Genomic DNA, 26,817 nt, shown 5'->3' on the forward strand with positions numbered 1-26,817 from the left:
TTCCACGCGGGGCCGGGCCGGCGGGATGTGCCGCCGGCCCGGCCCGTGCGGCCCTACGCCTCCAGGCCCAGCTCGCGGGCGATCAGCATGCGCTGGACCTCGCTGGTGCCCTCGCCGATCTCCAGGATCTTGGAGTCGCGCCACATGCGGGCCACCGGGTACTCGTTCATGAAGCCGTACCCGCCGTGCACCTGGGTGGCCTCGCGGGCGTTGGTGACCGCCACGTCGCAGCTGTAGAGCTTGGCCAGCGACGCCTCCTTCTTGAAGGACTCGCCGTGCGCCATCCGCGAGGCCGCGTCCCGCCAGGCCACGCGGGCGGTGTGGGCGCGCATCTCCATGTCGGCCAGCTTGAACTGGATGGCCTGGTTGGCGCCGATCGGCTTGCCGAACGCCTCGCGGGTCTTGGCGTACGCCACGGACTCGTCCACACAGCCCTGGGCGAGGCCGGTGGCCAGCGCGGAGATGGCGATGCGGCCCTCGTCGAGGATGCGCAGGAACTGGGCGTAGCCCCGGCCGCGCTCGCCGAGCAGGTTGGCGGCCGGCACCCGGCAGTCGTCGAAGGACAGTTCGCGGGTGTCGGAGGCGTTCCAGCCGACCTTGGAGTACGGGGCGCCGACGGTGAAGCCGGGGGTGCCGGCGGGCACGATGATCGAGGAGATCAGCGGGCGGCCGTCGGGCTTGCGGCCGGTGACGGCGGTGACGGTGACCAGCGAGGTGATGTCGGTGCCCGAGTTGGTGATGAAGCACTTGGTGCCGTTGATCACCCACTCGCCGCGCTCCTCGTCCAGGGTGGCCGTGGTGCGGGTGCCGCCCGCGTCCGAGCCGCCGCCCGGCTCGGTCAGGCCGAAGGCGCCGAGCGCCGCGCCCGAGCACAGGTCGGGCAGCCAGGCGCGCTTCTGCTCCTCGGTGCCGTAGAGGAACAGCGGCATGGAGCCGAGCGAGACGCCGGCCTCCAGTGTGACGGCCACCGACGAGTCGACGCGGGCCAGTTCCTCGATGGCCAGGCACAGGGCGAGGAAGTCGCCGCCCATGCCGCCGTACTCCTCGGGGTAGGGCAGCCCGAACAGGCCCATCCGGCCCATCTCGCGGATGATTTCGTACGGGAACTGGTGGTTCTCCCAGTACTCGCCGATCCGCGGGGCGACGACGTCGTGCGCGAAGGACTCGACGGTCTTGCGCAGGTCCTCGTGGTCGGCGGACAGGCGGTGGTCGAGGGACATGGCTATGCCTCCTTGTGGGAGAGGGCGCGAACGGTTCGCGAGGGGCTCGGGCGCCCCAACTGGTCGGCCATCCACACGCTGGTGGCGGTGAGCTGGCCGAGGTCGACCCCGGTCTCGATGCCAAGGCCGTGCAACATCCACACGAGGTCTTCGGTGGCGAGGTTGCCGGTGGCGCTCTTGGCGAACGGGCAGCCGCCGAGGCCGCCCGCGGAGGCGTCGACGGTGGTCACGCCGTGCTGGAGCGCGGCGAGGGTGTTGGCCAGGGCCTGGCCGTAGGTGTCGTGGAAGTGCACGCCGATCCGCTCGGTCGGCACCCCCACGGCGTTGAGCTCGTTCAGCAGCGCCGTGACGTGGCCGGGAGTGGCGACGCCGATGGTGTCGCCCAGGCTCAGTTCGTCGCAGCCCAGGTCGAGCAGGCGGCGGCTGACGTCGGCGACCCTGGCCAGCGGCACCGGGCCCTCCCAGGGGTCGCCGAAGCACATCGACAGGTAGCCGCGCACGTGCGCGCCGGCGTCCCGGGCCCGGGCGACCACCGGCGCGAACATGGCCAGCGACTCGTCCACGGTGCGGTTCAGGTTGGCCTTGGCGAAGGACTCGGTGGCGCTGCCGAAGACGGCGATCTCGCGCACGCCGAGCGCCAGCGCCCGCTCCAGGCCCCGTTCGTTGGGCACCAGGACCGGCAGTCGCAGGGCCGCGCCGTCGACCCCGGGCCGCTGGTCGAGCCCGGCCAGCAGGGGCATGAGCTGTTCGGCGTCGGCCAGTTGGGGCACCCACCTGGGGTGGACGAAGCTGGTGGCCTCGATGGTGGTCAGGCCGGCGTCGGCGAGGCGGCGGACGAACTCCGCCTTGACCTCGACGGGCACGATCGCCTTCTCGTTCTGGAGGCCGTCGCGCGCGCCCACCTCGTGGATGCGCACCCGCGCGGGCAGCCCCGGCGCGGGGACGGCCATCGGCAGTCCGTCGATCATCGCGTGCCTCCTCGGCTCTCGGCGGGGGCGGTGGCCCGCGGCCCGTCCGTGTCGGGCTCGGCCGCCTCGTGCGGGGCGACCACGGCCAGCACCTGGTCCATGGCCACCGTGCTGCCGGGCGTCACGTCCAGCTCGGTGACCGTGCCGTCGTGCGGGGCGGCGATGACGTGCTCCATCTTCATCGCCTCCACCACCAGCAGGCCCTGGCCGGCGACGACGCTGTCGCCGACGGCGGCCTTGACGACGGTGACGGTGCCCGGCATCGGGGCGGTCAGGGCGCCCGCGCCGCCGCCCGCGCCGGCGCCGCGCAGCGCGGCCTCCACCGGGTCGTGGTCGGCCACGTGCCAGGTGTCGCCGTCGCGGGCCAGCCAGGAGCCGGCCGCGCCGTCCCCGGCCGCGTGGGCGAACGCGTGGGTCAGCCCGTCCCACTCGACCAGTACCCGGGCGGCGCCCGCCGTCTCGCGCGTGGCCACCAGCCGGGCCCGGACCCACGGGCCCTCGGCCACGCTGACCTCGGCGTCGTGCGCCCGCCCCCGCACCCGTACGCCGACCGGGTCGTGGCCGGGCACGCGCAGCGGGTGGGCGGTCGCCGCGCCGGGCCCGCCCAGCCGCCAGCCGGTGGGCAGCGAGAACGGGTCGGTCCAGGTGCCGGCCGCCGGCGCGGCCGGCTCCAGGGCGGATTGCCGCAGCAGCGCGGCGGCCCCGTACACCTCCGGCGGCACCTGGGTCGGCGTCAGCGCGGCGGCCTCCCGGTCCACCAGGCCGGTGTCCAGCGCGCCGGCGACCACGTCGGGGTGGGCCAGCAGACGGCGCAGGAAGCCGGTGTTGGTGTCCAGGCCGAGCACGGTCGTCTCGGCCAGCGCCGCCCGCAGCCGACGCAGCGCGGTGGCCCGGTCCGGCCCGTAGGCGATGACCTTGGCGAGCATCGGGTCGTACGCCGTGCCCACCTCGCTGCCCGCCGACAGGCCGGAGTCCACGCGTACGCCCTCGCCGGCGGGTTCGCCGAGCGCGGTCACCGTGCCGGCGGAGGGGAGGAAGTCCACGCGCTCGCCGTCGGCCGTGGCGCGTACGGTCTCGGCGCAGATCCGGGCCTCCACGGCGTGCCCGCTCAGCGTGATGTCCTCCTGGGTCAGGGGCAGCGGTTCGCCGGCGGCCACCCGCAGTTGCCACTCGACCAGGTCCAGGCCGGTGACCAGCTCGGTGACCGGGTGCTCGACCTGGAGTCGGGTGTTCATCTCCATGAAGAAGTAGTCGCCCGGGGCCGCCTGTCGTCCGCCGTCGCCGGCGCCCGGCACGATGAACTCGACCGTGCCCGCGCCGGTGTACCCGCACGAGCGTGCCGCCTGGACCGCCGCCTGACCCATCGCGGAGCGGGTGGCCTCGTCCAGGAAGGGGCTCGGCGCCTCCTCGATGATCTTCTGGTGGCGGCGCTGGAGCGAGCACTCGCGCTCGCCGAGGTGGACGACGTTGCCGTGCCCGTCGGCCAGCACCTGGATCTCGATGTGCCGGGGCTGGTCCACCCAGCGCTCCACCAGCAGCGTGTCGTCGCCGAAGGAGCCGCGCGCCTCGCGGCGGGCCGCCGCGATCTCCTCGGCCAGCACCGTCTCGTCCCGCACCAGCCGCATGCCCTTGCCGCCGCCGCCGGCGGAGGGCTTGAGGAGGACGGGGGTGCCGATCTCGCGGGCCGCGTCGATGAGCTGGTCGTCGCTGAGGCCGCTGCCCGAGGAGCCGGGCACCACCGGCACACCGGCCGCCCGCACCGTCTCCTTGGCCCGGATCTTGTCGCCCATCAGCTCGATGGCCTCGGCGGGCGGGCCGATGAAGATCAGCCCGGCGTCCGCGCAGGCGCGGGCGAAGGCGGCGTTCTCGGCGAGGAACCCGTACCCCGGGTGGACCGCCTGGGCGCCGCTGCGCGCCGCGGCCTCCAACAGCCGCTCGACGGACAGGTAGCTCTCGGACGCCGCCGCCGGGCCGATGCGCACGGCCGTGTCGGCCTCGCGCACGTGCCGGGCGTCCGCGTCCGCGTCGCTGTAGACGGCCACCGACCGCACCCCGAGTTCGCGCAGGGTACGGATGACCCGGACCGCGATCTCGCCTCGGTTCGCGACCAGCACGGTGTCGAACATCGCCGCTGTCACCCGCTCCGCCTCCCGCCCGGCTGCCGGGCCGGGCCTGTGGTGGGCCGCCGGCTGTCCGGCGCCCCCGTCCGTCGTCTGTGTGCTCGCCCGCGCCGTGCTGGCCGTGGGGGTGGCCGTCGGGGCCGGGGTGGCCGCTCCGGTGCTGGCCCGGTCGCTGTCGGCCGGGCCGGTCGCGGTGCGCGCCGCTGGGTCCGTACGCGTCATGGCGCTCCCCTCACATCCGGAAGACGCCGTAGCCGGGGGCGGCGTCCGGGCTGGTGAAGGCGGGGGTGCCGGGCAGTGGCGCGTTCGCGCAGGCGGTCAGTGCCAGGCCCAGGACCGTGCGGGTCTCCAGCGGGTCGATGACCCCGTCGTCCCACAGCCGGGCCGTGGCGTAGTACGCGTTGCCCTGCTCCTCGTACTGGGCGCGGACCGGGGCGCGGAAGGACTCCTCGTCCTCCTGGCTCCACTGCTCGCCGCGCCCCTCCAGCTGGTCGCGCTTGACGGTCGCCAGCACCGAGGCGGCCTGCTCGCCGCCCATCACCGAGATCTTGGCGTTGGGCCACATCCACAGGAAGCGCGGCCCGTAGGCCCGCCCGCACATCGAGTAGTTGCCGGCGCCGTAGGAGCCGCCGACGACCACCGTCAGCTTCGGTACCCGCGCGCAGGCCACGGCCATCACCATCTTGGCGCCGTGCTTGGCGATGCCACCGGCCTCGTACTGCTTGCCGACCATGAAGCCCGAGATGTTCTGGAGGAAGACCAGCGGGATGCCGCGCTGGTCGCACAGCTCGATGAAGTGGGCGCCCTTCTGGGCGGACTCGGAGAAGAGGATGCCGTTGTTGGCGACGATGCCGACCGGGTGTCCGTGGATGCGCGCGAAGCCGGTGACCAGCGTGGTGCCGAACTCGGCCTTGAACTCCTGGAACTCCGAGCCGTCGACCGTGCGGGCGATGACCTCGCGCACGTCGTAGGGCGTACGCGAGTCCGTGGGGACCGCGCCGTAGAGCCCCGCCGGATCGACCACCGGCTCCCGCACCGGCTCGACCGACCAGGGCAGCGGGCCGCGCTCGGGCAGGGTGGAGACGATGGTGCGCACGATGCGCAGGGCGTGTGCGTCGTCCTCGGCGAGGTGGTCGGTGACGCCGGAGACCTTGGAGTGCGTCTCGCCGCCGCCCAGTTCCTCGGCCGTGACGACCTCGCCGGTGGCGGCCTTCACCAGCGGCGGGCCGCCCAGGAAGATCGTGCCCTGGCCACGGACGATGACCGCCTCGTCGCTCATGGCCGGCACGTACGCGCCGCCGGCCGTGCAGGAGCCGAGGACGGCGGCGATCTGCGGGATGCCCGCGCCGGACATCCGCGCCTGGTTGTAGAAGATCCGCCCGAAGTGGTCGCGGTCGGGGAAGACCTCGTCCTGCATCGGCAGGAACGCGCCGCCGGAGTCCACCAGGTACAGGCACGGCAGCCGGTTCTCCAGCGCGACCTCCTGGGCGCGCAGGTGCTTCTTGACCGTCATCGGGTAGTACGTACCGCCCTTGACGGTGGCGTCGTTGGCGACCACCACCACCTCGCGGCCCGCGACCCGGCCCACGCCCGCGATGACGCCGGCGGCCGGCGCCTGCCCGTCGTACAGCCCGTCCGCCGCCAGCGGGGCCAGCTCCAGGAAGGGCGATCCCGGGTCGAGCAGCGCGTCGACCCGCTTGCGTGGCAGCAGCTTGCCGCGCGCCGTGTGGCGCGCGCGGGCGCGCTCGCCGCCGCCCAACCGCGCCACCGCGAGCTTCTCGCGCAGCGTCGCCGCCAGTTCCCGGTGCGCCGCCTCGTTCGCCTGCCAGGCGTCCGACGTCGGATCGACGCCGCTGGCCAGCACTGGTGCCTGCCCCATGCCGTCGAGCCCCCTTGCTCGGTAGGTTTGAGCCTGCTCAGTTAATGAGCGTTAACTGTTGCTCTCAGGTTAACGGCCACTAACGTCGCTGTCTAGAATGGCCGGGTGAGTGAACCAGTTCTGAGCACGCAGGCCCCCGCCCCGACCCGGCGGGAGCAGATCCTCGCCGAGGCCGCCCGGCTCTTCGCCGCGCGCGGCTTCCACGGTGTGGGCGTCGACGAGATCGGGGCCGCCGTCGGCATCAGCGGCCCGGGGCTCTACCGGCACTTCGCCGGCAAGGACGCGATGCTCGCCGAGCTCCTGGTGGGCATCAGCGAGCGGCTGCTGGCCGGTGGCAAGCGGCGGGTGAGCGCCGCCGCCGAGGCGTCGGCCGACGCCGCGACCGTGCTCGGCTCGCTCATCGACGGGCATATCGACTTCGCCCTGGATGACCGCCCGCTGATCGTCCTGCACGACCGCGAGCTCGGCCAGCTCCGCGAGAGCGACCGCAAGCTGGTGCGCCAGCTCCAGCGGCAATACGTCGAACTGTGGGTGGAGGTCGTCCGCACCTTGCACCCGGACGCCTCGGAAGGCCAGGTCCGGGCCGCCGTGCACGCCGTCTTCGGGCTGCTCAACTCCACCCCCCACCTCGGCCAGGCCCCCTCGCTGCCCGGCCGCGACGCCACCGCCGCCCTGCTGCGCCGCCTGGCCCACGGGGCGCTGGCCGCGCTCTGAGCGGGCCACCCGGCCGGGAGCCGACGCCTGCGCCGACGCGCGGCGGCCCACGCGCCCGTCGCCCGTGGCGCGTGGGACACCCCGCCGCCTGGTGTCGCGGGTTCGCGTCCCGTCACTCACCCCGTACCTCTCCCGAGACGTCGCCCCCTCCCTCGGGCCGGCCGTCGCCCCTCGTGCCGGCGCCGCCCATCACGCCGACCGGGCGCCCCCACCCGCGCCGCCGGGCCGAGCGGGCCGGCGGTCGACCCGTTACGCCGACCGGGTGCCCCCGTGCCCCGTCGCGCCAGCCGGGCCGCTTTCCCGCCCCCTCCGCGACGCCGGGCGGGGCCGCACCGGGTGTCGGGCGGGACGCGTCGAGTGTCGACCTGGGCGCCTCCGCGCGCCGCGCGGCCCCCTGGCGTGGGGGTCGGGTCAGCCCTGGACAGTCCGTGCAACCCGCAGGTAACTTTTCTGAGCGAGCGCTTAGTCCGCCTCCGGGGTCTCCGGGTCGGTGATCGTCCCGGGGCGGGTTCCCGTGGCCGGCCGACGCGGGGTCGCGCGGGGCCGGCGACCGCGCCCACGTGAGCCCCTGGCGCCTGCCGGCTGGTCGGGGGAGTTCCACCGCACCCAGGGAGGCAAGCGTGCGCCGTACGGTGTTCGACGAGGACCACGAGGCGTTCCGGCGGACCATCCGCGACTTCGTCGCGGCCGAGGTCGTGCCGGTCTACGACCAGTGGATCGAGGCCGGTCAGGTCCCCCGCGACTTCTACCGCACCCTTGGTGAGCTGGGCGTCTTCGGTATCGAGGTGCCCGAGGAGTACGGCGGGGCGGGCGAGACCAGCTTCAAGTTCCACGCCGTCGTCATCGAGGAGTGCGCGCGGGCCGGCGTGAGCTTCGGCGGCTCCAACGTGCACACCGCGCTCTGCCTGCCCTACCTCCTCGCGTACGCCACCGAGGAGCAGAAGCGGCGCTGGCTGCCGCCGTTCGTGACCGGCGAGATGATGACGGCCATCGCCATGACCGAGCCCGGCACCGGCTCGGACCTGGCCGGCATGAAGACCACCGCCGCGCTGTCGGCCGACGGCACGCACTACGTGCTCAACGGCGCCAAGACCTTCATCACCGGCGGCGTGCTCGCCGACCGGGTCATCGTCTGCGCGCGCACGGCCCCGCCGACCCCCGAGGACCGCCGGGCGGGCATCACGCTGCTGGTCGTGGACGCCACGTCGGCGGGGTACACGGTCGGCCGCAAGCTCGACAAGCTGGGCCTGAAGACCTCCGACACCGCCGAACTCTTCTTCTCCGACGTGCGGGTGCCCGTCGCGGACCGGCTCGGTGAGGAGGGCCGGGCGTTCTCCTACCTGGGGCAGAACCTGCCCCAGGAGCGCCTGGGCATCGCCGTGGGCGCGTACGCGCAGGCCGCCGCCGCCGTCGAGTTCGCCCAGCGCTACGTCCAGGAGCGCGAGGTCTTCGGCAAGTCGGTGGCCTCCTTCCAGAACACCAAGTTCGTGCTCGCCGACTGCAAGGCCGACGTGGACGCGCTCCAGGCGGTCGTGGACCGCGCGCTGGAGGCGCACGACGCGGGCGAACTGACCGCCGCCGACGCCGCCTCCGCCAAGCTGTTCACCACCGAGCGGGCGGCCGTCGTCATCGACAAGTGCCTGCAACTGCACGGCGGCTACGGCTACATGACCGAGTACCCCATCGCCCGGCTGTACGCGGACACCCGCGTCAGCCGCATCTACGGCGGCACCAGCGAGGTCATGCGCTCCATCATCGCCAAGTCCATGGGCCTGTAGGCGGGTTCGGAGCGCCGCCGTGAACGAGGCACTGACCGACCTGCTGGACCTGCTCGACCTGGAACGCGTCGACCGGGACATCTTCCGGGGCACCAGCCGCACCTCCCTGGTGCCCCGCGTCTTCGGCGGCCAGGTCGCCGCCCAGGCACTGGTCGCCGCCGGCCGCACGGTGCCGGCCGACCGGCCGCCGCACTCGCTGCACGCCTACTTCCTACGCCCCGGCGACCCCGGCGCGCCCATCGTCTACACCGTGGACCGCATCCGCGACGGGCTGTCCTTCACCACCCGGCGGGTGGTCGGCGTCCAGCACGGGCGGCCGATCTTCCACCTCTCCGCCTCCTTCCAGCAGGTCGAGGAGGGGTTGGACCACCAGGCGGACATGCCGCCCGCCCCCGACCCGCTGACCCTGCCGACCGCCGAGGAGACGCTGGCCCGGCACGCCGACCGGCTTCCCGACCCCACCGTCATCCCCCGGCTGATCGCGGCCCGGGAGGCGGTGGACCTGCGGTACGTGGCGGACCCGCCGTTCGTCAGCGCCGGCCGGGTGCGCGAGGCGCGCTCGCAGGTGTGGTTCCGCACCCGGGGCAAGCTCGACGGTCCCCACGACGACCCGCTGCTCCACCTCTGCCTGGTCACCTACGTCTCCGACATGACGCTGCTCGACTCGATCCTGCTCGCGCACGGCCGGGGCGGCTGGGTCGTCGGCGACGTGGTGGGCGCCAGCCTGGACCACGCGATGTGGTTCCACCGGCCCTTCCGCGCGGACGAGTGGCTGCTGTACGACCAGGAGAGCCCGTCCTCCGCCGGCGGCCGGGGCCTGGGCCAGGGCCGCATCTACACGGCCGACGGTCACCTGGCCGTGTCGGTCATCCAGGAGGGGCTGATCCGCACGCCCCGACCCCGCGCCGACCGGGCCGCCTCGTGAGCGGGCCGGGCGGGCGGTGCGCCACGCGGGGCGCGGGCCGGTGGGGCGCGGCGGTGTCCTACGGGAGCGCCGGCAGGCCCGCCGCGTCCAGCAGGTAGGCCGTCATCGGGTCGTAGAAGCGCGGGTTGGTGACGTGGTCGTCCAGGGGCACCGTCACCGCGAGGGTGCCCTCGGCCTCGCCGATGAACAACGCCGGGTCGTTGCAGTCCGCGTACCCGACGGCGTCGATGCCGCGCTGGCCCGCGCGGCCGGCCCAGCCGTGGTCGGCCACCACCAGATCGGGCAGCGGGCGGCCCTCCCGGGTGAGGCCGTCCAGGATGGCGTTCATCGGCTCGGGGGAGTGGGTGTGCCACAGGGTGGCGCCGCGCTCCAGCATCGCCACGTCCGCGAACTGGAAGACGAAGCCCTCGTCGGCCTGGAGCCCGCCGGGGATCTCCACGATCTCGCAGCCCACCGCGCGCAGCCCCGCCGCCACGGCCCGGTGGACGTCGATGAGGCCGCCGGGGTGTCCGGTGGCGAACAGGACGCGACTCTGGCTCTCCGCCGCCTTGCGCAGCACGGCCGCCTTGCGGTCCAGCCCGTCCACGGTCAGCTCGGGGTCGATGGTGTCCTGGCCCGCGCGGTGCTCGGGGTCGTCGATCACGCCGCACCGCTCGGCCATCACGGCCAGCACGTCCTGCTCGTCGGTCCAGCGGTCACCGAGTTCCAGACCGAGCCAGTAGTGACGGTCGCCGTTCGCCAGCTTGCGGTAGTGGGAGAGGTTGTTCTCACGGGGGGTGGCGACATTGCCCGCGATGCGGGTACGGACCAGATGGTCGACCAATTCGGCCCGGTCGGGCGCGGGGCTGGGTATCGGCATGCTGACCATTGTGCCGCGCGCGGTCCGAGACGGGCTGAACGTCTGATCAATACGCGAGGGCCAGGCGCCCGGAGCGCCCCGTATGCGGTATGCGCCGGCGGCGTACGTGACCGGCGTCATGGACGCCGTGGCGCAAACGCCCCGGGGCCCGCTTCGGAACGTACATGTCGCGGCGCCGCGCGCGGGCCGTACCCTCCAGGAGCCGTCGGTCCACCGGCTCCGCCGTGAGCGCCGGCGCATCGTACATGTCGGTCATGCCGGGCTCCCGGCCCGCGTGCGGGTGGGGCCGTCGGCAGGGTGCGGCGGGGCGCCGTACCGCCTGGAGAGAGATGGAGAGGCCGTCGCATGAGCAGCGCCACCCCGGAGCCCGTGGGCCCCGTCGACTCGTCCCGTGTGCCCCGCTTCGCCGGGCCCGCCACCTTCGCGCGGCTGCCGCGCCTCGACGAGGTGGGCGGCAGCGCGGACGTGGCCGTGGTCGGCGTCCCCTTCGACAGCGGAGTCTCCTACCGGCCCGGCGCCCGCTTCGGTGGCAACGCCATCCGCGAGGCGTCGCGCCTGCTGCGCCCCTACAACCCGGCGCAGGACGCGTCGCCCTTCGCGCTGGCGCAGGTCGCCGACGCGGGTGACATCGCCGCCAACCCGTTCCACATCAACGAGGCCGTCGAGACCGTCGAGGCGGCGGCGGACGACCTGCTGGCCACCGGCGCCCGGCTGATGACCCTCGGCGGCGACCACACCATCGCGCTGCCGCTGCTGCGCTCGGTCGCCAAGCGGCACGGCCCGGTCGCGCTGCTGCACTTCGACGCGCACCTGGACACCTGGGACACCTACTTCGGCGCCGAGTACACCCACGGCACGCCGTTCCGCCGCGCGGTCGAGGAGGGCGTCCTGGACACCTCGGCGCTCTCCCACGTGGGTACGCGCGGCCCGCTGTACGGCAAGAAGGACCTGGACGACGACGCGAAGATGGGCTTCGGCATCGTCACCTCGGCCGACGTGATGCGGCGCGGTGTGGACGAGGTCGCCGACCAGTTGCGGCAGCGCATCGGCGACCGCCCGCTGTACATCTCGATCGACATCGACGTGCTCGACCCGGCGCACGCCCCCGGCACCGGCACGCCCGAGGCCGGCGGCCTCACCTCCCGCGAACTGCTGGAGATCCTGCGCGGCCTGGCCGACTGCCACCTGGTCTCGGCCGACCTGGTCGAGGTCGCCCCGGCGTACGACCACGCGGAGATCACCTCGGTCGCGGCCTCGCACACGGCGTACGAGCTGACGACGATCATGGCCCGTCAGATCGCGGCGTCCCGCTAGGCGGGCCCGAGGGCCCGAGGGCCCGGGGCTGGGGGCGCGGGTGGGGCCCGGTGTCGGGGTCTGTCCGGCCGGGTCCCGGTCGGCGCCGGGGAATTCGGGGTCGGAGGTGAATTCCCCGACGGAGTGTCGGGGAATTCCCGTACGCGCCGGAGTGCGGCCCGCATTTGCGCGCGCGGGGAAAGTCGACGGTCGGGATAAGGCGATCTTGTGCCGCGGTCGTCGGGACGCTTGGCCCGATTGCGAGGCGATGGGTATGACGCGTCGCGCCGTCTCCTCGGCGGCGTGAACCCGGGGTGAGGCGGCGTGTCGAAGTGACTCGGGTAGGCGGGTGACCTGGCGTAACGCGGGACACTCGGATCACTTGGGGAACGGGGGCAACAACGCGGCAGGGATCGGGATTTTTCCCTCGCCCGCATTCCCCGCACCCCGAGATAATGTGGCCGCGGTCGCGCGGAAAAGCGCCCCCTGGTTACAGCCTGATCACACTTCACCGCGTACGTCTCTGACGTGCCGTAAAAGCGGTGCGAGTATGGGCGCTTATGACGCGAGGAGATGAGCGCCGGCGGCGGGCGTTGCGGATCTGGTTGAGCGGCGCCGACACCGGGCGCGACGTGGCCGCGCTGCGCGCCTGGCTGGAGCGGGAGCAGCCGCTGGAGAAGTGGGCGCGTGAGGGCACGGTTCGGATCGAGACGCGGACGGCCGCCGCCACGGACGACGGCGGCCATCCGATGGGTGGCGTGGTCGAGTTGCTGGTCTTCGTGCTGGGCGAGCTCGGGGAGTCGACCCTGTACGACGCGGTCAAGCGGGGCATCGCCTCCTGGCGCGAGAACCGGGGCCGGGTGGAGGGCGGCGCACCGCCCGAGGTCGGCGACGAGTGGACGGACGACGCCTCGGACCATGACGCGGAGGGCGAGGAGTAGGCCCCATGCCGGCAAGCGACCCCCGGGGCGGGGACAACCGGGCGCTGCTCGTGGGCGTGCCCGAGTACGCGTACGTGGCGGGGGAGTTCGTCGGTGGGGTGCCGGGCGATCTGCCCGCGGTGCGTACGGGCCTGGTGGAACTGGAGGCGACGCTGCGTGCCGGGGGCGTCTTCACCGACGCGGACCCCGGGGCGGGCGCCGGCGGCGGGGCGGGCGGGGGCGTGCTGCGGATGGAGCCGTCCGGGCAGGACGACTTCAACGAGGTGCTGTGGCAGATCGTCGCCGAGACGCGCGGGGTGCTGTTGTTCTACTTCGCCGGCCACGGGGCCGTGCCGTTCACTGGCGAGGAACTCTGGTTACAACTGCCCCAGGCCCGCACCGTGCCGGGCGCCCAGCAGGTCTTCGCCGGCTCCGTCTCGGTGACCGACCTGCTCGGCGTGCTGGCCAGTTCCCCGGCGCGGCGGATCGTGGTGGTCCTGGACTGTTGTTTCGCGGGCAACGCCGCGCGGATCCTGGAGGGTTTCGAGGAGCGGCACCGCTTCTTCCTGGTGGCCGCCGTGCAGGCCAACCGACGCATCGACGCGGGCCCTCCGGAGACCCCCACACCCTTCACGGCGGCGCTGCTCGACGTGTTGCGCGGCGCGACCCCGGAGCACCCCGTCACGTTCGCGGGGCTCGGCTCCGCGCTGCGGGAGCGGATGGCCGGCCAGCGCACGCTCTCGGGCGAGCCGTGGATACCGCAGACCCGGCAGGGCGACCCGGACGCGGACGTCGTCCTGGCCCGCGCGCCCGGCACCGGCCAACCCACGCCGGACCGCGCGGCGTTGACCCTGGGGGGCACGTGGTCCGCGCCGGGCGGTACGTGGTCCGGCGCGGGGGGCGCGTGGTCCGCCCCGGGCGGTACGTGGTCCGGGGCGAGTGGTGAGACGTCGGCGCCGGGAGGTGCTGAGCCCGGGCGCGAGCGGCCCGCCGTGGACGGTTGCGCGGTGGACGGTTCTGACGGGGGCGCCTCCGGCGCGGGTCGCGCTGACGGGGGCGGCTCCCCGCCCGTGCCCGAGGGCGGGCGGCCCGTGCCGTACGCGCCGGCGCCCGAAGCATCCGGAGCGCCCGAAGCACCGGGAGCATCCGAAGCGCCCGTGCGCGGGGCGGGAGCGCCGGCCCCACGACCCGAGCGGGGCGCGGCCGGGCCGGCTCCCGGCGGACCGCGTCCCGTGTCGGGAGGCGCCGCGCCCCCGCCTCCGGTGCCGTTCGCGTCAGGCCCGGCCGCCGGCCCGGCTCGCCCCCGGCCGCCCGGCGTGCGCGCGCCCGCGCGCCCGCCCACGCCGTCGGAGCCGCACCCGACTGAGCCCCAGCGCGCGCCCGCGCCTGAGCGCGACCGCGTACCGGAGCCGGAGCCCGCACCGGGCCGGGAGCGCGCATCAGAGCCGGAGCGTGTGCCTGAGCGGGAGCCCGCGCCGGCGCTGGAGCCCGCGCCGGAGCGCGAGGGGGAGTCCGAGTCCGGGCTCGGGCCCTGGTTCGGGCCTGGCCGGAGCTGGCTGGCGGAGGCCGAGGCACCGTGGCCCTGGGCGGACGGCCCCGACACGGAGCCGGATGCGGAGCAGGCCGACCCGTCCGACCCGCGCGACGGGCAGCTGCCGCGTACGGGCGCCGAGGGCGCGGACGGCGCGGGCCCGCCCCCCACTACCGCCGACGCGCGGGGCGCCGGAGTTCCGGGCGCCGGAGCCCCGGGTCGCGTCACGCCGGGAGCCGACACGGCGGGGGAGGGCCCTCCGGGTGGCGCGGACGCGGCCGACGACAGCGCCACCCCAAGCCGAGCCGCACGGCGCGCCGCACGTCGCGCCACGAGGCCCGGCGTGGGCGACGCCGGGGGCGCGCGTCGGGTGCGGGCGTCGCCGGCCGGGTCGGTCGCGCCGGCCCGGTCGGTCAAGCCGTCCGCGTCGTCCGAGGTGCCCGCGCACGTACGCGTGCCGGTGTCGTCCGCGTCGGTGGAGTCGTCGGGAGCGTCGGGCGGGGTCGGGCCGGGGGAGTCAGCCCCGGCAGGTGGGCCGACGGAGGGCGCGGGCGTCGAGAAGTCGTCCGACCAGCCGGCCGCCGGGCGCCCGGCGGTGTCCGGCGAGGGGCCCGCGCCGGCGGGCGGCTGGGTGCGCCGCCGGCTGCCCCGCCGGCTGCTCCGGCGGCTGCCAGCGCGGCTGCCCCGACGGTGGTGGGGGCGGTGGCCCGTGCTGGTGAGTGTGGCCGCCGTCGCCGTCTCGGCGCTGGTGTGTGCGGTGTGGTACGCGCTCGACAGGCCGCCCGCCGCGCGGATCTGCCCGCCCCCGCAGGAGTTGCGCGTGCTGACCGACCCCGATCTGCACTCGGTGGTGCACCACGCCGCGCAGGCGTACACCTTCTCGGCCGCGAACCGCCCGCACGGCGCGTGCGCGCGGGTCGGGATCACCGTGTACGCGGCCCGTTCCTCCGATGTGATCACCGCCCTGCACGACCTGTCCAACGTGTGGCAGCGGCCCCCCGGTTACGTCGCGCGGCCCACCGAGGGTGCCGCGGCCGGGCGCGCCGGTGACTCCGGTGCCGGGGCGCCGTCCGCCGCGCCGCTGGACCCACAGCGTGACGTGGGCGCCCAGCCCGACCTGTGGATTCCGGCGACCGCCGCCGACGTCGTGCGCGCCACCGAGGGCAGCCAGGACGTGGACCTGGGCCGCCCGACCCGGCCGCTCGGCTACTCGCCCACCGTGCTCGCCCTGCCCGCGCCGCTCCACGGCCGTGCCAGCGGCTCGCTGGCCGAGCTGGTCGACGCCTTTCTCGACGCCGGTGCCGGCCGGCGCGTCCGACGCCCCGACCCCGAGTCGACCGACGCGGCCCTGCTCGCCACGGACGCGCTGTACGGGCGGGAGCGGGCGGGTTCCGTGGAGCGGCGGTTGGCCCACGACGGGCCGCTGGCTCCCGACGGGGCCGATCTGCTGTGCGCGCTGGCCGACGACCGGGAGGCCGACCGGCGTACGGCCGCGATCGTGCCCGAGTACCTGTTGCGGACCGACGACCCGAAGTGCCAGGCCCAGACCCGGTCGCCGCGCCGGGCCGTCTACCCCGACGACGTGTCCCCCCTGGCCCCGGTGGCCCTCACGCTGACCTGGGAGGGGGCCGACCAGAGCTCCGACACGGCCCGGACCCGCGCCGCGGGGCTCGCCAGCTTCCGCCAGTGGCTGGGGGACGCCGAGGGGCAGCGGGTGTTCCGCGCGGCCGGCTTCTGGTCCCGGGACGGCACGCCGCCGCCGGACGCGCGCCGTACGCCCGACGGGCCGGCCACCCTCCCCTCGCCCGCCACCGCCACCATGCCCACCCCCACGGGCCTGAGCGGCACCCTGGAGCGCTACCGCGCGGCCAGCGGCCCCGGCCGCGTGCTCTACCTGCTCGACGCCTCGCCGTCCATGGCCGGCCTGTGGGACGGCGCCGACGGCGCGCCCGCGCTGCTGGCCCGTTCCATGGAGGGGCTGGGCGCGCGGGACGAGTACGGCGTGTGGCGGGTGGCCGTGCCCGAGGACGCCGAGCGGCCGTACGACACCGGGCTGCTGGAGTTCGGCACCCACCGGGACCGGGCCGCCGCCCAGCGCGGTGTCGTCGCGCGGGCCCGGCCGACCGCGCACGAGGCCGACCCGTACGGCGCGCTACGGGAGGCGGTCACCGAGCTGGCCCGGCGGGGCGCGGAGCGGGAGCGGCCCGCTCTGGTCGTCCTGCTCACCGACGACGAGGACAACGGGCGCGCCGGCGGGCGCACGCGCCTGGAGGCGCTGTTGCGGGTGGTGCGCGAGAGCGGCGTACCGGTGGCGGTGGTCTCGTTCAGCAGCCGAGGGTGCGACGCGGGCCAGCCGGACCAACGCATCGCCGACGCCTCCGGCGGTACATGTCTGGACCAGCGCCACGACCGGGCGGCCGAGCTACGGGAAGCGGTCGCGCGGACCGCCGAGGGCGAGCGGGGGAGCACGCCATGAGGGGACGTCCACGCGGCGGCGGGCGGCGGCGCGCGGCCGGCCCGCTCGCGGCGCTGCTGGCCGCCCTCGCCCTGGCCAGCGGCTGTACGTCCGACGGCGACCGGGGCGAGGCGTTCACCAGCGACGGGGACCCGAACGCGATCATCATCGCCAGCGGTCAGGACATCACCGGCCGCGGCGGGGTGCGGCAGCAGATGGTGGACGCGTGGAACGATCGCTCCCGCCGCTCGGGCTCGCCCCTGCGGGCCCGGCTCGTGGAACTGCCGGGCACCGCCGACCAGCAGCGCAGCCAACTGCTGGGCGCCCTCCAGTCGGGCAGCTCGCACTACGACGTGGTCAACCTGGACGTGACCTGGGTGCCGGAGTTCGCCGACGGGCGCCTGGTGCGCGCGCTGGACGACTCCCTCCTGGACGCCGACGTGCTGCCCACCGTCGCGGCCACCGGCCGCTGGCGGGACGAGCTCTACGCCGTCCCCTTCAACAGCGACGTCGGGCTCCTCTACTACCGCCGCGACTACCTGCTCGCCGCCGACACCGACCTGGACACCGCGTCCATGGACTGGGCCGGGTTCAAGAACCTCCAGCAGTCGGTGCTCCGGGCGCACAGCCGTGGTGACCTGCCCGCCGCGTACGACAAGCCGTGGACCACCCAGCTCGGTTCGTACGAGGGGCGGACCGTCAACGGTGTTGAGGCGTTCGCCACGGCCGGGGCCCTCAGCGCGGACCAGCCCCTGGTGGACGACGAGGGTCGCTACGTCGGCCACGAGGAACAACTGCGCGTCGGGCTGACCGGGTTCGCCGGGCGCATCGACCGGGCGTACACCCTGGACGGCGCGCAGGAGTCCGCCGAGGCGCGGCTGCTGGCCGACTTCGCCGCCGGCCGGACGGCCTTCCTGCGGCACTGGCCGTACGCGTACGGCCAGCTCCACCAGGACCTCACGGAGCGGCAACTGGGCGTGGCCCGGTTGCCCGGGAAGGTCGTGCTCGGCGGGCAGAACCTCGCCGTCACCCGGCACGCGCCGGCCGACAACCTCGTCGCCATCAACGACCTGCTGCGCTTCCTGACCGGCAGGGACAGCGAACGGTGCCTGCTGGAGGCGGGCTTCGCCGCGACCCGGGCCAGCGCGTACGAGGAGGGCGGGGCGCGCTGCCGGCTGACCCCGGCGCGCCCGGCCACGCCGTCCCCCACCGGCGAGGACGCCGACCGCATCCCGCGCACCGAGGACGGGCGGCCCCGGTCGTACGCGGTGGTGCGCGCGGCCCTGCGGGACGCGGTGGCCCGCCCGCGCACCCCGCTGTACGGGGCGTTCACCCAGGTCTTCGCCGACCACCTGGGCCGGCTGACGGGCGACGATCCGGACGATCCGGGCGAGGTGGCGCGCGATCTGCACCAGGCGCTGCGCCGCGCGCTGCCCGAGGACCGGTGAGCCGCCGGCCGGTGAGCCGCCGGCCGGGGCGGGCCTGCCCGGGGCGGCTCAGGGCAGGGTGAGGACGCGCGGGCCGTCGTCCGTGATGGCCACCGTGTGCTCGCTGTGGGTGGCGCGGCTGCCGTCCGTGGTGCGCAGGGTCCAGCCGTCCGGGTCGTGCGCGTACGTGTCCGAGCCGCCGGCCAGGAACATCGGCTCCAGCGCCAGGACCAGGCCGTGCCGCAGCACGAAGCCCCGGCCGGGCCGGCCCGTGTTGGGCACGGGCGGGTCCTCGTGCATGCGCCGGCCGATGCCGTGGCCACCGAAGTCGGCGGGGATGCCGTAGCCGGCACAGCGGCCGACGGTGCCGATGGCGTGCCCGATGTCGCCCATGCGGGCCCCCGGCACAGCCGCCGCGATGCCTGCCGCCAGCGCCGCGCGCCCCGTCGCGATGAGCTCCAGGTCGGCCGGGCGCGGGGTGCCCACGGTGAAGCTGGTGGCGGCGTCGCCGGCCCAGCCGTCCAGGGTGGCCCCGCAGTCGATGCTGACCAGGTCGCCGTCGCGGAGCCGGTAGTCGGTCGGGATGCCGTGCACGATCGCGTCGTTGACGGACGCGCAGATCACGGCGGGGAAGGGGGTCGCCGCGAAGTGCGGACGGTAGTTCAGGAACGGGGAGCCCGCGCCCGCCTCGCGCAGCACCTCGCGCGCCACCTCGTCCAGCGCGGTCAGGCTCACCCCGATCGCCGCCGCCTTCTCCACGGCGGCCAGCGCCCGCCCGACGACGCGTCCGGCCTCGCGCATCGCGTCGAGTTCGCCGTCGGTCTTGATCTCTACCATCTCCGTGAGGCCCTTCGTGAGGTCGCGTACGGCCCGCCGCGTGAGCGGCCCGCCCGGCCCGGACCCACCGACCGCGTGGGGCCGTGGGCAGGGCGGAGCGGACGTCACCACTGGGCGCGCCAATTTCAATACCGTTATTACTTTACCGGTATTAGAATCGCCCGCATGGTGCGCACACCCCTGACCCCCCTGGAGCGCGAGCGCGGCCGTCACCTCGGCCTGCTGCTGCGCCAGGCGCGCGGCGAACGCAGCATGGCCGACGTCGCCGCCGGTGCCGGCATCTCCGCCGAGACCCTGCGCAAGATCGAGACCGGCCGGGCCCCCACCCCCGCCTTCTTCACCGTCGCCGCCCTGGCCGTCACCCTCGGCCTGCGCCTGGACGACGTCGCGGCGCACTGCGCCGCCGTGGCGGAGCCCGAGGACGCGTCGGCGGCCTGACGCGTCGGCGGCGGCGCCCGCCTCGCCGCCCTCTCTGCGGGGTGTCGAGGAGCTGGCGGGTGCCGGCGGGTGGTCTCACGCGGCCGTCTCCGGGGCGGCCGGCGCGGGGTGGCGCGCCGCTCCGGTTCTTCCGTTCCGCGCGGCGGGCGGCGTCCGCGTCAGGCCGCCGACGCGGGCACTTCCCGGGCCGGGACGGGGCCGCGCCGGGGTGCCCGAGGCCGGGGGCGCGCCCGGGCGCTCGCGGGGGCGCGGGCGCGTAATCCGATCGCTTGTACGCTTCCCGTGCGCGCGCTCGTTTGTAACAGCGGAATGAAATCCGCACGCCACGGCGTTGCAGCCTTCCGGTGATGACCATGAGACGGGGAGGCCGGGAGTGACAGCGACAGCCGCGACGACCAGGGCGGCGCGTGAGGGCTGGGCGCGCAGACTGACCCGCTACTGCTGGCGGTACCGGCGTAACGTCATCCTCGCGCTCGGCGCCTCGCTCGCCGGAATGGCCGTCACGGCGCTCGTTCCGCTCGTGCCGAAGCTGATCATCGACGACGTGATCGTCGCCGACGACCGCCCGCTGGCCCCCTGGGCGGCGCTGCTGGTCGTCGCGGCCCTGGTGGTGTACGGCCTGACCTTCCTCCGCCGCTTCTACGGCGGCCGGCTCGCCCTGGACGTCCAGCACGACCTGCGGACCGAGATGTTCCAGGCGATCTCCCGCCTCGACGGCCGACGACAGGACGAGCTGAGCACGGGGCAGGTCCTCGGCCGGGGCACCAGCGACCTGCAACTGGTGCAGGGCCTGCTGTTCATGCTCCCGATGATGATCGGGAACGTGCTGCTGTTCGTCATCTCGCTGGTCGTCATGGTGACCCTGTCCCCGCTGCTGACCGTGGTGGCCCTGGCCGTCGCGCCCGCCCTGTGGTTCATCGCCTCCCGCAGCCGCGACCGTCTCTTCCCCGCCACCTGGTACGCGCAGGGGCAGGCGGCGGCCGTCGCCGGCGTCGTGGAGGGCGCGGTCACCGGCGTCCGGGTGGTCAAGGGCTTCGGCCAGGAGGAGCAGGAGACGGGCAAGCTCCGCGAGGTCAGCCGCCGCCTGTTCGCCGCCCGCCTGCGCACCATCCGTCTCAACTCGCGCTACACCCCCGCGCTCCAGGCCGTGCCCGCGCTCGGCCAGGTCGCCATGCTCGCGCTCGGCGGCTGGATGGCCACCCGGGGCCAGATCACCCTGGGCACGTTCGTCGCCTTCTCCACCTACCTGGCGCAGCTCGTGGGCCCGGTCCGGATGCTCACCATGATGCTGACCGTGGGCCAGCAGGCCCGCGCCGGCGTCGAGCGCGTCTTCGAGCTCATCGACACCGAGCCCGGCATGACCGAGCGGCCGAACGCCCGCGCCCTGCCCGCCGACGCCCCCGCCACCGTCGAGTTCGAGCACGTCACCTTCGGATACGGCGCCGGCGCCGCCGAGACCGGACCCGACCCCGCCTCCACCGCAGGCCCCGCCTCCGCCGCCGAGACCGGCGCCGACGTGTCCGGTACCGAGGCGCGCGGGTCCGCGCCACGGCCCGTGCTGCGGGACGTGTCGCTGCGCATCGAGCCCGGCCAGACGCTGGCCGTGGTGGGCGCCTCCGGCAGCGGCAAGTCCACCCTGTCGCTGCTGCTGCCGCGCTTCTACGACGTGAGCGGCGGCACGGTGCGCGTCGGCGGGCACGACGTGCGCGAGCTGACCCTCGACTCGCTGCGCGCCGCCATCGGCCTGGTGCCCGAGAACAGCTTCCTCTTCTCCGACAGCGTGCGCGAGAACATCGCGTACGGCCTGCCCGGAGCCACCGACGAGCAGGTGCGCGCGGCGGCGCGGGCCGCGCAGGCCGACGGCTTCATCAGCGCGCTCCCGGACGGCTACGCCACCAGGGTCGGCGAGCAGGGCCTGACCCTCTCCGGAGGGCAGCGCCAGCGCATCGCCCTGGCCCGCGCCATCCTCACCGACCCCCGGCTGCTGGTCCTGGACGACGCCACCTCGGCCGTGGACGCCCGCGTGGAGCACGAGATCCACGAGGCGCTGCGCGGGGTGATGGCCGGTCGGACCACGCTCCTGATCGCCCACCGCCAGTCCACGCTGGCCCTGGCCGACCGGATCGCCGTGCTCGACCACGGACGCCTGGCCGACGTCGGCACGCACGAGGAGCTGACCGAGCGCTGCGCGCTCTACCGGCGCCTGCTCACCGACCCGGACGAACTGGGCGAGGTGCCGCCCGACGCGGCCGGCCTGGGCCACGCCAGCTCCCGCCCGGGCGGGCCCGGCGTCGCCATCGCCGGGTCCTTCGGCGGCGAGTCCGCGGCTTCCGGGCTGCTGGCGCCCGAGAGCCGCACCCCGACCCGTGGCCGGGCCACGCCAGCTCCCGCCCGGGCGGGCCGCCTCGCGGACGCCACGGCCACCGCCGACGGCGCCCCCGGGACGGCCTCCCCGAGCGAGGGGCCCGACCGCCACCGCTCCGCCCGACCCGCGGCCGAGCGCGTACCGGGGCGGGCGACCGAGCGAATACCGGGCGCCGACCTCCGGCGAGCCGAGGAGGACGCCGACTTCCGGTGGGCCGAGGACATCGAGGAGATCGCCGAGATATCGGCCTCCGAGACGGCGACCGGGAACATTCCCGCCGCCCACGCCGACGCCGTCGGGCGGGCCCGCGCGGAGCGCGCGGCCACCGACACCGTCACCCCCGAGCTGTGGGTACGCCACCAGGACCCGCGGCACACCCCCGACGGCGCCCCCGTCGACGCGGCCACCACCGCGCCCCCGGCCGGCGCGGGCGCCACGGCCCCGGCCGGCCAGGGCCCCGCGACCGGGCACAGCGGCTCCGTCCCGGCCCGCAAGGCCGCCGCCGGGCCTTCCGGGCCGCCCGCGACGACCACCGCCGGTGCGATGGCCGGCATGCCCGCCACCCCCGAACTGCTGGCCAAGGTCGCCGCCCTGCCGCCCGCGAACGACACCCCCGGCATCGACGAGCGGGCCGCCGCCCAGGGGGAGAGCAGCTACGGGCTCCGCCGGTTGCTGCGCGGTTTCGGCAGGCCGCTGGCCCTGTGTCTGCTGCTCGTCTCGCTCGACGCCCTGGCGGGGTTGCTGCTGCCGGTGCTGATCCGGCACGGCATCGACGACGGTGTGCAGGAGATGGCGCTGGGCGCCGTGTGGGCCGCGTCCGGGCTGGCGCTGGTGGTCGTGCTCGTCCAGTGGGCGGCGCAGATCGGCGAGACGCGGATGACCGGGCGGACCGGCGAACGCGTCCTGTACTCGCTCCGCGTGAAGATCTTCGCGCAGCTCCAGCGGCTCGGGCTCGACTACTACGAGCGTGAGCTGAGCGGCAAGGTCATGACCCGGATGACCACCGACGTGGACGCGCTGTCCACGTTCCTCCAGACCGGCCTGGTCACCGCGCTGGTCAGCGTGTTCACCTTCTTCGGCATCCTGGTCGCGCTGCTGGTCATCGACGTCGAACTCGCGCTGGTGGTCTTCGCGACGCTACCGCCGCTGATCATCGGCACGGTCTTCTTCCGGCGCCAGAGCGTCAAGGCGTACGAGCTGGCCCGCGACCGGGTCAGCGCCGTCAACGCCGACCTCCAGGAGAACGTGGCCGGGCTGCGCATCGTGCAGGCGTTCCGGCGCGAGGAAAGCGGCCGGAAGCGGTTCGCCGAGCGCAGCGACGCGTACCGGCAGGCCCGTGTGCGCGGTCAGTGGCTGATCTCGATCTACTTCCCGTTCGTCCAGCTCCTGTCGTCGGTGGCCGCCGCGCTGGTGCTGATCGTCGGCGCCGGCCGGGTCAGCGACGGCACGCTGACGGCGGGCGCGCTCGTGGCCTACCTGCTCTACATCGACCTGTTCTTCGCCCCCGTCCAGCAGCTCTCCCAGGTCTTCGACGGCTACCAGCAGGCCACCGTCTCGCTGCGCCGCGTACAGGAGTTGCTGCGCGAGCCGACGACGACGCCGCAGGCGCCCGAGCCCCGGCCGGTGCGCGAGCTGCGCGGCGACATCGCCTTCGAGGGCGTCTCCTTCCACTACGGGCCGGCCGACCGGCCCGAGGAGGCCCTGACCGACATCGACCTGCGGATTCCGGCCGGCCAGACCGTGGCCTTCGTCGGCGAGACCGGCGCGGGCAAGTCCACCCTGGTCAAGCTCGTCGCCCGGTTCTACGACCCGTCAGCGGGCCGGGTCACCGTGGACGGCGGAGACCTGCGCGAACTGGACCTGGCCGACTACCGGCACCGGCTCGGCGTGGTGCCCCAGGAGTCGTATCTCTTCCCCGGGACGGTGCGCGACGCCATCGCCTACGGGCGACCCGCCGCATCGGACGCCGAGGTGGAGGCCGCGGCGCGGGCGGTCGGCGCGCACGAGATGATCGCCCGGCTGGACGGCGGCTACCTGCACGAGGTCACCGAGCGTGGCCGTAACCTTTCCGCTGGCCAACGGCAGTTGATCGCGCTGGCCCGCGCCGAGCTGGTCGACCCGGACGTGCTGCTCCTGGACGAGGCGACCGCCGCGCTCGACCTGGCCACCGAGGCGCTGGTCAACCAGGCCACCGACCGGCTCGCCGGGCGGCGCACCACGCTGGTGGTGGCCCACCGGCTGACGACCGCCGCCCGCGCCGACCGGGTGGTGGTGCTGCACGCCGGCCGGGTCGTCGAGGACGGCACCCACGAGGAGTTGCTGGCCAGGGACGGTCGGTACGCCCGGCTGTGGCACGCGTTCCGAGGCGGCGAGATGGCCACGGTCGGCGCGGCGAACTGACCGGCGGGCCCACCGGGTCCGCCCGGTCCTCGCTACGGGCCGTCACCTCGCCCGCCGCCGCCCGGTCCGGCCACGGGGCGTCGCGGCGACCCGTCTTCGGTCGCCCCGCCCGCGCCCCCACGCCGGGCGGGGCGGTCGGCGGCGACGGCCGAACGTCACTCCACCGGCCGAAGCGGCGGCGGGTGCCGGGGACGCGGGGAGCGCGACAGCACGTCCGCCCGGCGGAACGCGGAGCGCCGGGTAGGCGGCGGCGGGAACGCGGCCACGGGTGCGCGACGCCGGCGGCACGAGGGCGGGAGCGGGGCGCCGGGGACGAGACCGTGCGGGCGCGACAACGCGCGGCCGGACCGGGCGCCCCGGGCGCGAGGCGACGAGGCCGCGACAGCCCGCGCCAACCCAGCTCCGACAGCCCGGTCCAGCTCCGACAGCCCGGTCCAGCTCCGACGGCCCGGTCCAGCTCCCACCCGACGGCCCGGCTACGCCTCGACACCAGCCCAGCCCCGACGGCCCCGACCCGGCCCCACAGCCCGGCCTGACCGAGCGCCCCGCCCCGGCTTCAGCCCGACGGCCCGGCGCCAGCGAACCAGCCCAACCCGACGGCCCAGCGCCCCCAGCGCCCCCGCCCCAGCGCTACGGTTCGATCCCGCTGGCGCGGGCGATGGCCTCCACCTCGCGGCGGTCCGCCTCGCGTTCGGCCGCCTCGGCGGCCACCCGTTGCTTGTGGCGGTGCAGGAAGTCGGGGTCCTCGGCCCGCTCGCGCGGGACGAGGACCTTCATGCCCTTGGCGTGCGGGCTGTCCCCCAGGTCGACCACGACCCGGTCGTCGTGCGAGGTGAGCAGGCCGAACAGCACCAACAGCTCGGCCTGGAGGGCGGGCGTGAACAGCTCGCGCTCCTCCGGCCCCATGCCCAGCTCGTAGGTGCCGCCGCGCACGGCCGGTGAGACACTCAGCTCACGGAGCAGGCGCATGAGCAGTTCCAGGGAGCGCGGGTCGACGCGCTGCTCCAGTTCGCCCAGGTAACGGCGTAGTCGTTCGGCCCGTTCGCTCGGCTCGGGGCCGTCCGACCCCCGGCGTTCCTCTCGGTCCATGCCGACCAGCATGGGTCATCTGGCGCGCGCGGGGGAGGGGGCGACGGCGCGTAACGCGCTTCGTTCGCGCCGACAGCGGCCCCCGTCGACCGTATGAGCTGGGGCTAGCCGCCCGCGCCCGACCCCTATAGGTTCACGGCGACCATTGTGAAACTCCTGGGAGCGAAGCATGCAGAAGTCGCTTAGATGGCTGCTCACGCTGGTGGTGCTGATAGGCACCCTCGGTGTGGGCAGCGCTTCGGCGGGGACGGCCACCGCCGCGGAGCCGGACGACATCAAGGAACGCGTCCTGAGAATACCGGGGATGAGTTTCATAGAGGAGAAGCCGTACGACGGCTACCGCTTCCTCGTGCTCAACTACGAGCAGCCGATCGACCACCGGCACCCGTCCAAGGGCACGTTCAAGCAGCGGATCACCCTGCTGCACAAGTCCGTCGACCGCCCGACGGTCTTCTTCACCTCGGGCTACAACGTCAGCACGGCGCCGCGCCGCAGCGAGCCGACGCAGATCATCGACGGCAACCAGCTCTCCATGGAGTACCGCTTCTTCACTCCCTCCCGGCCCCAGCCGGCCGACTGGAAGAAGCTCGACATCTGGCAGGCCGCCAGCGACCAGCACCGCCTCTACCGGGCGCTCAAGCCCGTCTACGGCAAGAAGTGGCTGGCCACCGGCGGCAGCAAGGGCGGCATGACGGCGACCTACTTCCGCCGCTTCTTCCCGAACGACATGGACGGCACGGTGGCGTACGTGGCGCCCAACGACGTGGTGAACAAGGAGGACTCGGCGTACGACCGGTTCTTCTCCCGTGTGGGCCACCGCGAGTGCCGCGCCGCCCTGACCGCCGTGCAGCGCGAGGCGCTGGAGCGCCGGGGTCCGCTCGTGGCCCGCTACCAGAAGTGGGCGGACGAGCAGGGCCGCACGTTCAAGGTGATGGGCAGCGCCGACAAGGCGTACGAGAACGCCGTCATCAGTCTGTCCTGGGCGTTCTGGCAGTACAGCCTGGAGAAGGACTGCGCCGAGGTGCCCGCGCCGACCGCCTCCGACGACGTGATCTACAACTACGTCGACAAGATCTCCGGCTTCGAGTCCACCACCGACCAGGGCCTGGAGGGGTACACGCCGTACTACTACCAGGCGGGCACCCAGCTGGGCTGGCCGACGGTGCGCTACGACAAGCTGCGCGACCTGCTGCGTTACCCGGGCATCGACGCGCCGCGCCACTCCGTGCCGGCCGAGATCCCCATGCGGTTCGACCCGAGCACCATGCGGGACGTGGACTCCTGGGTGCGCCGTGACGGTGAGCGGATGCTGTTCGTCAACGGCCAGAACGACCCGTGGGGCGCCGAGCCCTTCCACGTGAACCGGCGCAACGACTCGTACGTCTACGTCGCCCCGGGCGCCAACCACGGCGCCAACATCGCCGCGCTGCCCGCCGCGCAGAAGGCCAAGGCCACCGCGCGCGTCCTGGACTGGGCCGGCGTGCAGCCCGAGGCCGTGAAGTCCGGCGCCCAGACGGCCAAGCCGCTGGCCCCGTACGACAAGCAGCTCGACCGCCGCGAGCAGTCGCGCGAGTCGGTCCTGCGCCCGTAGCGGCCCCC

17 protein-coding genes are annotated in these 26,817 nt (G+C 74.9%); 10 read left to right on the top strand and 7 right to left on the bottom strand.

Annotation, left to right across the window (positions count from 1 at the left end):
* Positions 1-53: 53 nt before the first annotated feature.
* The 4 genes from ACFVFR_RS11205 to ACFVFR_RS11220 form a co-directional block, all read right to left on the bottom strand.
* Positions 54-1,220: an acyl-CoA dehydrogenase family protein gene (locus ACFVFR_RS11205; protein WP_383699788.1), complete on the bottom strand. Its 1,167-nt coding sequence runs from the start codon at positions 1,218-1,220 to the stop codon at positions 54-56.
* Between the two features lie 2 nt (positions 1,221-1,222).
* Positions 1,223-2,188 (bottom strand): hydroxymethylglutaryl-CoA lyase, encoded by a 966-nt coding sequence (locus ACFVFR_RS11210; protein ID WP_383699790.1) that lies wholly within the window; start codon positions 2,186-2,188, stop codon positions 1,223-1,225.
* Positions 2,185-4,314: an acetyl/propionyl/methylcrotonyl-CoA carboxylase subunit alpha gene (locus tag ACFVFR_RS11215; RefSeq protein ID WP_383699993.1), complete on the bottom strand. Its 2,130-nt coding sequence runs from the start codon at positions 4,312-4,314 to the stop codon at positions 2,185-2,187. The genes ACFVFR_RS11210 and ACFVFR_RS11215 overlap by 4 nt, the downstream gene beginning before the upstream one ends.
* Before the next feature lie 226 nt (positions 4,315-4,540).
* Positions 4,541-6,187, bottom strand: coding sequence for a carboxyl transferase domain-containing protein (locus tag ACFVFR_RS11220; RefSeq protein WP_383699792.1), 1,647 nt, complete (start codon positions 6,185-6,187; stop codon positions 4,541-4,543).
* Between the two features lie 120 nt (positions 6,188-6,307).
* Here ACFVFR_RS11220 and ACFVFR_RS11225 point away from each other — a divergent pair, with 120 nt between their 5' ends.
* The 3 genes from ACFVFR_RS11225 to ACFVFR_RS11235 all read left to right on the top strand — a co-directional run bounded on the left by ACFVFR_RS11225 (position 6,308) and on the right by ACFVFR_RS11235 (position 9,604).
* Entirely contained in the window at positions 6,308-6,901 is a 594-nt protein-coding gene (locus ACFVFR_RS11225; RefSeq protein ID WP_383699995.1) for a TetR/AcrR family transcriptional regulator, read from the top strand.
* A 620-nt stretch (positions 6,902-7,521) separates the two neighbouring features.
* Positions 7,522-8,679 (top strand): acyl-CoA dehydrogenase family protein, encoded by a 1,158-nt coding sequence (locus tag ACFVFR_RS11230; protein ID WP_383699794.1) that lies wholly within the window; start codon positions 7,522-7,524, stop codon positions 8,677-8,679.
* A gap of 19 nt (positions 8,680-8,698) precedes the next feature.
* Positions 8,699-9,604: an acyl-CoA thioesterase gene (locus ACFVFR_RS11235; protein ID WP_383699796.1), complete on the top strand. Its 906-nt coding sequence runs from the start codon at positions 8,699-8,701 to the stop codon at positions 9,602-9,604.
* 58 nt (positions 9,605-9,662) lie between these two features.
* On the opposite strand, the gene ACFVFR_RS11240 is transcribed toward ACFVFR_RS11235, so the two are convergent.
* Positions 9,663-10,472 carry a phosphatase gene (locus tag ACFVFR_RS11240; protein ID WP_383699798.1) on the bottom strand — a complete coding sequence of 270 codons (810 nt, stop codon included), beginning with the start codon at positions 10,470-10,472 and terminating at the stop codon, positions 9,663-9,665.
* Between the two features lie 336 nt (positions 10,473-10,808).
* On the opposite strand from ACFVFR_RS11240, the gene speB reads away from it, so the two are divergent.
* The 4 genes from speB (at position 10,809) to ACFVFR_RS11260 (ending at position 18,110) form a co-directional block, all read left to right on the top strand.
* Positions 10,809-11,777: an agmatinase gene (gene speB / locus ACFVFR_RS11245; RefSeq protein WP_383699800.1), complete on the top strand. Its 969-nt coding sequence runs from the start codon at positions 10,809-10,811 to the stop codon at positions 11,775-11,777.
* A 539-nt stretch (positions 11,778-12,316) separates the two neighbouring features.
* A complete protein-coding gene (locus tag ACFVFR_RS11250; protein ID WP_383699802.1) occupies positions 12,317-12,697 on the top strand; it encodes a hypothetical protein in 381 nt (126 codons plus the stop codon).
* Between the two features lie 5 nt (positions 12,698-12,702).
* Positions 12,703-16,683 carry a substrate-binding domain-containing protein gene (locus tag ACFVFR_RS11255; protein ID WP_383699804.1) on the top strand — a complete coding sequence of 1,327 codons (3,981 nt, stop codon included), beginning with the start codon at positions 12,703-12,705 and terminating at the stop codon, positions 16,681-16,683.
* On the top strand, positions 16,680-18,110 hold the full coding sequence (locus tag ACFVFR_RS11260; RefSeq protein ID WP_383699806.1) for an extracellular solute-binding protein: 1,431 nt from the start codon (positions 16,680-16,682) through the stop codon (positions 18,108-18,110). The genes ACFVFR_RS11255 and ACFVFR_RS11260 overlap by 4 nt, the downstream gene beginning before the upstream one ends.
* A gap of 48 nt (positions 18,111-18,158) precedes the next feature.
* Here the strand turns inward: ACFVFR_RS11260 and map are convergent, their stop codons facing one another.
* On the bottom strand, positions 18,159-18,926 hold the full coding sequence (map, locus tag ACFVFR_RS11265; protein ID WP_383699808.1) for a type I methionyl aminopeptidase: 768 nt from the start codon (positions 18,924-18,926) through the stop codon (positions 18,159-18,161).
* Positions 18,927-19,091: 165 nt separating this feature from the next.
* Here map and ACFVFR_RS11270 point away from each other — a divergent pair, with 165 nt between their 5' ends.
* Both ACFVFR_RS11270 and ACFVFR_RS11275 read left to right on the top strand, forming a co-directional pair.
* Positions 19,092-19,364, top strand: a complete 273-nt coding sequence (locus ACFVFR_RS11270) for a helix-turn-helix domain-containing protein (protein WP_383699810.1) — start codon at positions 19,092-19,094, stop codon at positions 19,362-19,364.
* A gap of 373 nt (positions 19,365-19,737) precedes the next feature.
* Positions 19,738-24,129, top strand: coding sequence for an ABC transporter transmembrane domain-containing protein (locus ACFVFR_RS11275; protein ID WP_383699812.1), 4,392 nt, complete (start codon positions 19,738-19,740; stop codon positions 24,127-24,129).
* A 630-nt stretch (positions 24,130-24,759) separates the two neighbouring features.
* On the opposite strand, the gene ACFVFR_RS11280 is transcribed toward ACFVFR_RS11275, so the two are convergent.
* Positions 24,760-25,218 carry a hypothetical protein gene (locus tag ACFVFR_RS11280; protein WP_383699814.1) on the bottom strand — a complete coding sequence of 153 codons (459 nt, stop codon included), beginning with the start codon at positions 25,216-25,218 and terminating at the stop codon, positions 24,760-24,762.
* 169 nt (positions 25,219-25,387) lie between these two features.
* Here ACFVFR_RS11280 and ACFVFR_RS11285 point away from each other — a divergent pair, with 169 nt between their 5' ends.
* Positions 25,388-26,809 carry a S28 family serine protease gene (locus ACFVFR_RS11285; protein ID WP_383699816.1) on the top strand — a complete coding sequence of 474 codons (1,422 nt, stop codon included), beginning with the start codon at positions 25,388-25,390 and terminating at the stop codon, positions 26,807-26,809.
* Positions 26,810-26,817 lie beyond the last annotated feature (8 nt).

The sequence above is a fragment of the Streptomyces sp. NPDC057702 genome, from assembly GCF_042799315.1.
Taxonomy (GTDB): Bacteria; Actinomycetota; Actinomycetes; order Streptomycetales; family Streptomycetaceae; genus Streptomyces.

What these genes read in the sequence shown, in the direction of transcription:
- ACFVFR_RS11205 (WP_383699788.1), bottom strand. Translation starts at nt 1,220, where the DNA reads ATGTCCCTCGACCACCGCCTGTCCGCCGACCACGAGGACCTGCGCAAG.
- ACFVFR_RS11210 (WP_383699790.1), bottom strand. Translation starts at nt 2,188, where the DNA reads ATGATCGACGGACTGCCGATGGCCGTCCCCGCGCCGGGGCTGCCCGCG.
- ACFVFR_RS11215 (WP_383699993.1), bottom strand. Translation starts at nt 4,314, where the DNA reads ATGTTCGACACCGTGCTGGTCGCGAACCGAGGCGAGATCGCGGTCCGG.
- ACFVFR_RS11220 (WP_383699792.1), bottom strand. Translation starts at nt 6,187, where the DNA reads ATGGGGCAGGCACCAGTGCTGGCCAGCGGCGTCGATCCGACGTCGGAC.
- ACFVFR_RS11240 (WP_383699798.1), bottom strand. Translation starts at nt 10,472, where the DNA reads ATGGTCAGCATGCCGATACCCAGCCCCGCGCCCGACCGGGCCGAATTG.
- speB (WP_383699800.1), top strand. Translation starts at nt 10,809, where the DNA reads ATGAGCAGCGCCACCCCGGAGCCCGTGGGCCCCGTCGACTCGTCCCGT.
- ACFVFR_RS11250 (WP_383699802.1), top strand. Translation starts at nt 12,317, where the DNA reads ATGACGCGAGGAGATGAGCGCCGGCGGCGGGCGTTGCGGATCTGGTTG.
- ACFVFR_RS11255 (WP_383699804.1), top strand. Translation starts at nt 12,703, where the DNA reads ATGCCGGCAAGCGACCCCCGGGGCGGGGACAACCGGGCGCTGCTCGTG.
- ACFVFR_RS11260 (WP_383699806.1), top strand. Translation starts at nt 16,680, where the DNA reads ATGAGGGGACGTCCACGCGGCGGCGGGCGGCGGCGCGCGGCCGGCCCG.
- map (WP_383699808.1), bottom strand. Translation starts at nt 18,926, where the DNA reads ATGGTAGAGATCAAGACCGACGGCGAACTCGACGCGATGCGCGAGGCC.
- ACFVFR_RS11270 (WP_383699810.1), top strand. Translation starts at nt 19,092, where the DNA reads ATGGTGCGCACACCCCTGACCCCCCTGGAGCGCGAGCGCGGCCGTCAC.
- ACFVFR_RS11280 (WP_383699814.1), bottom strand. Translation starts at nt 25,218, where the DNA reads ATGGACCGAGAGGAACGCCGGGGGTCGGACGGCCCCGAGCCGAGCGAA.
- ACFVFR_RS11285 (WP_383699816.1), top strand. Translation starts at nt 25,388, where the DNA reads ATGCAGAAGTCGCTTAGATGGCTGCTCACGCTGGTGGTGCTGATAGGC.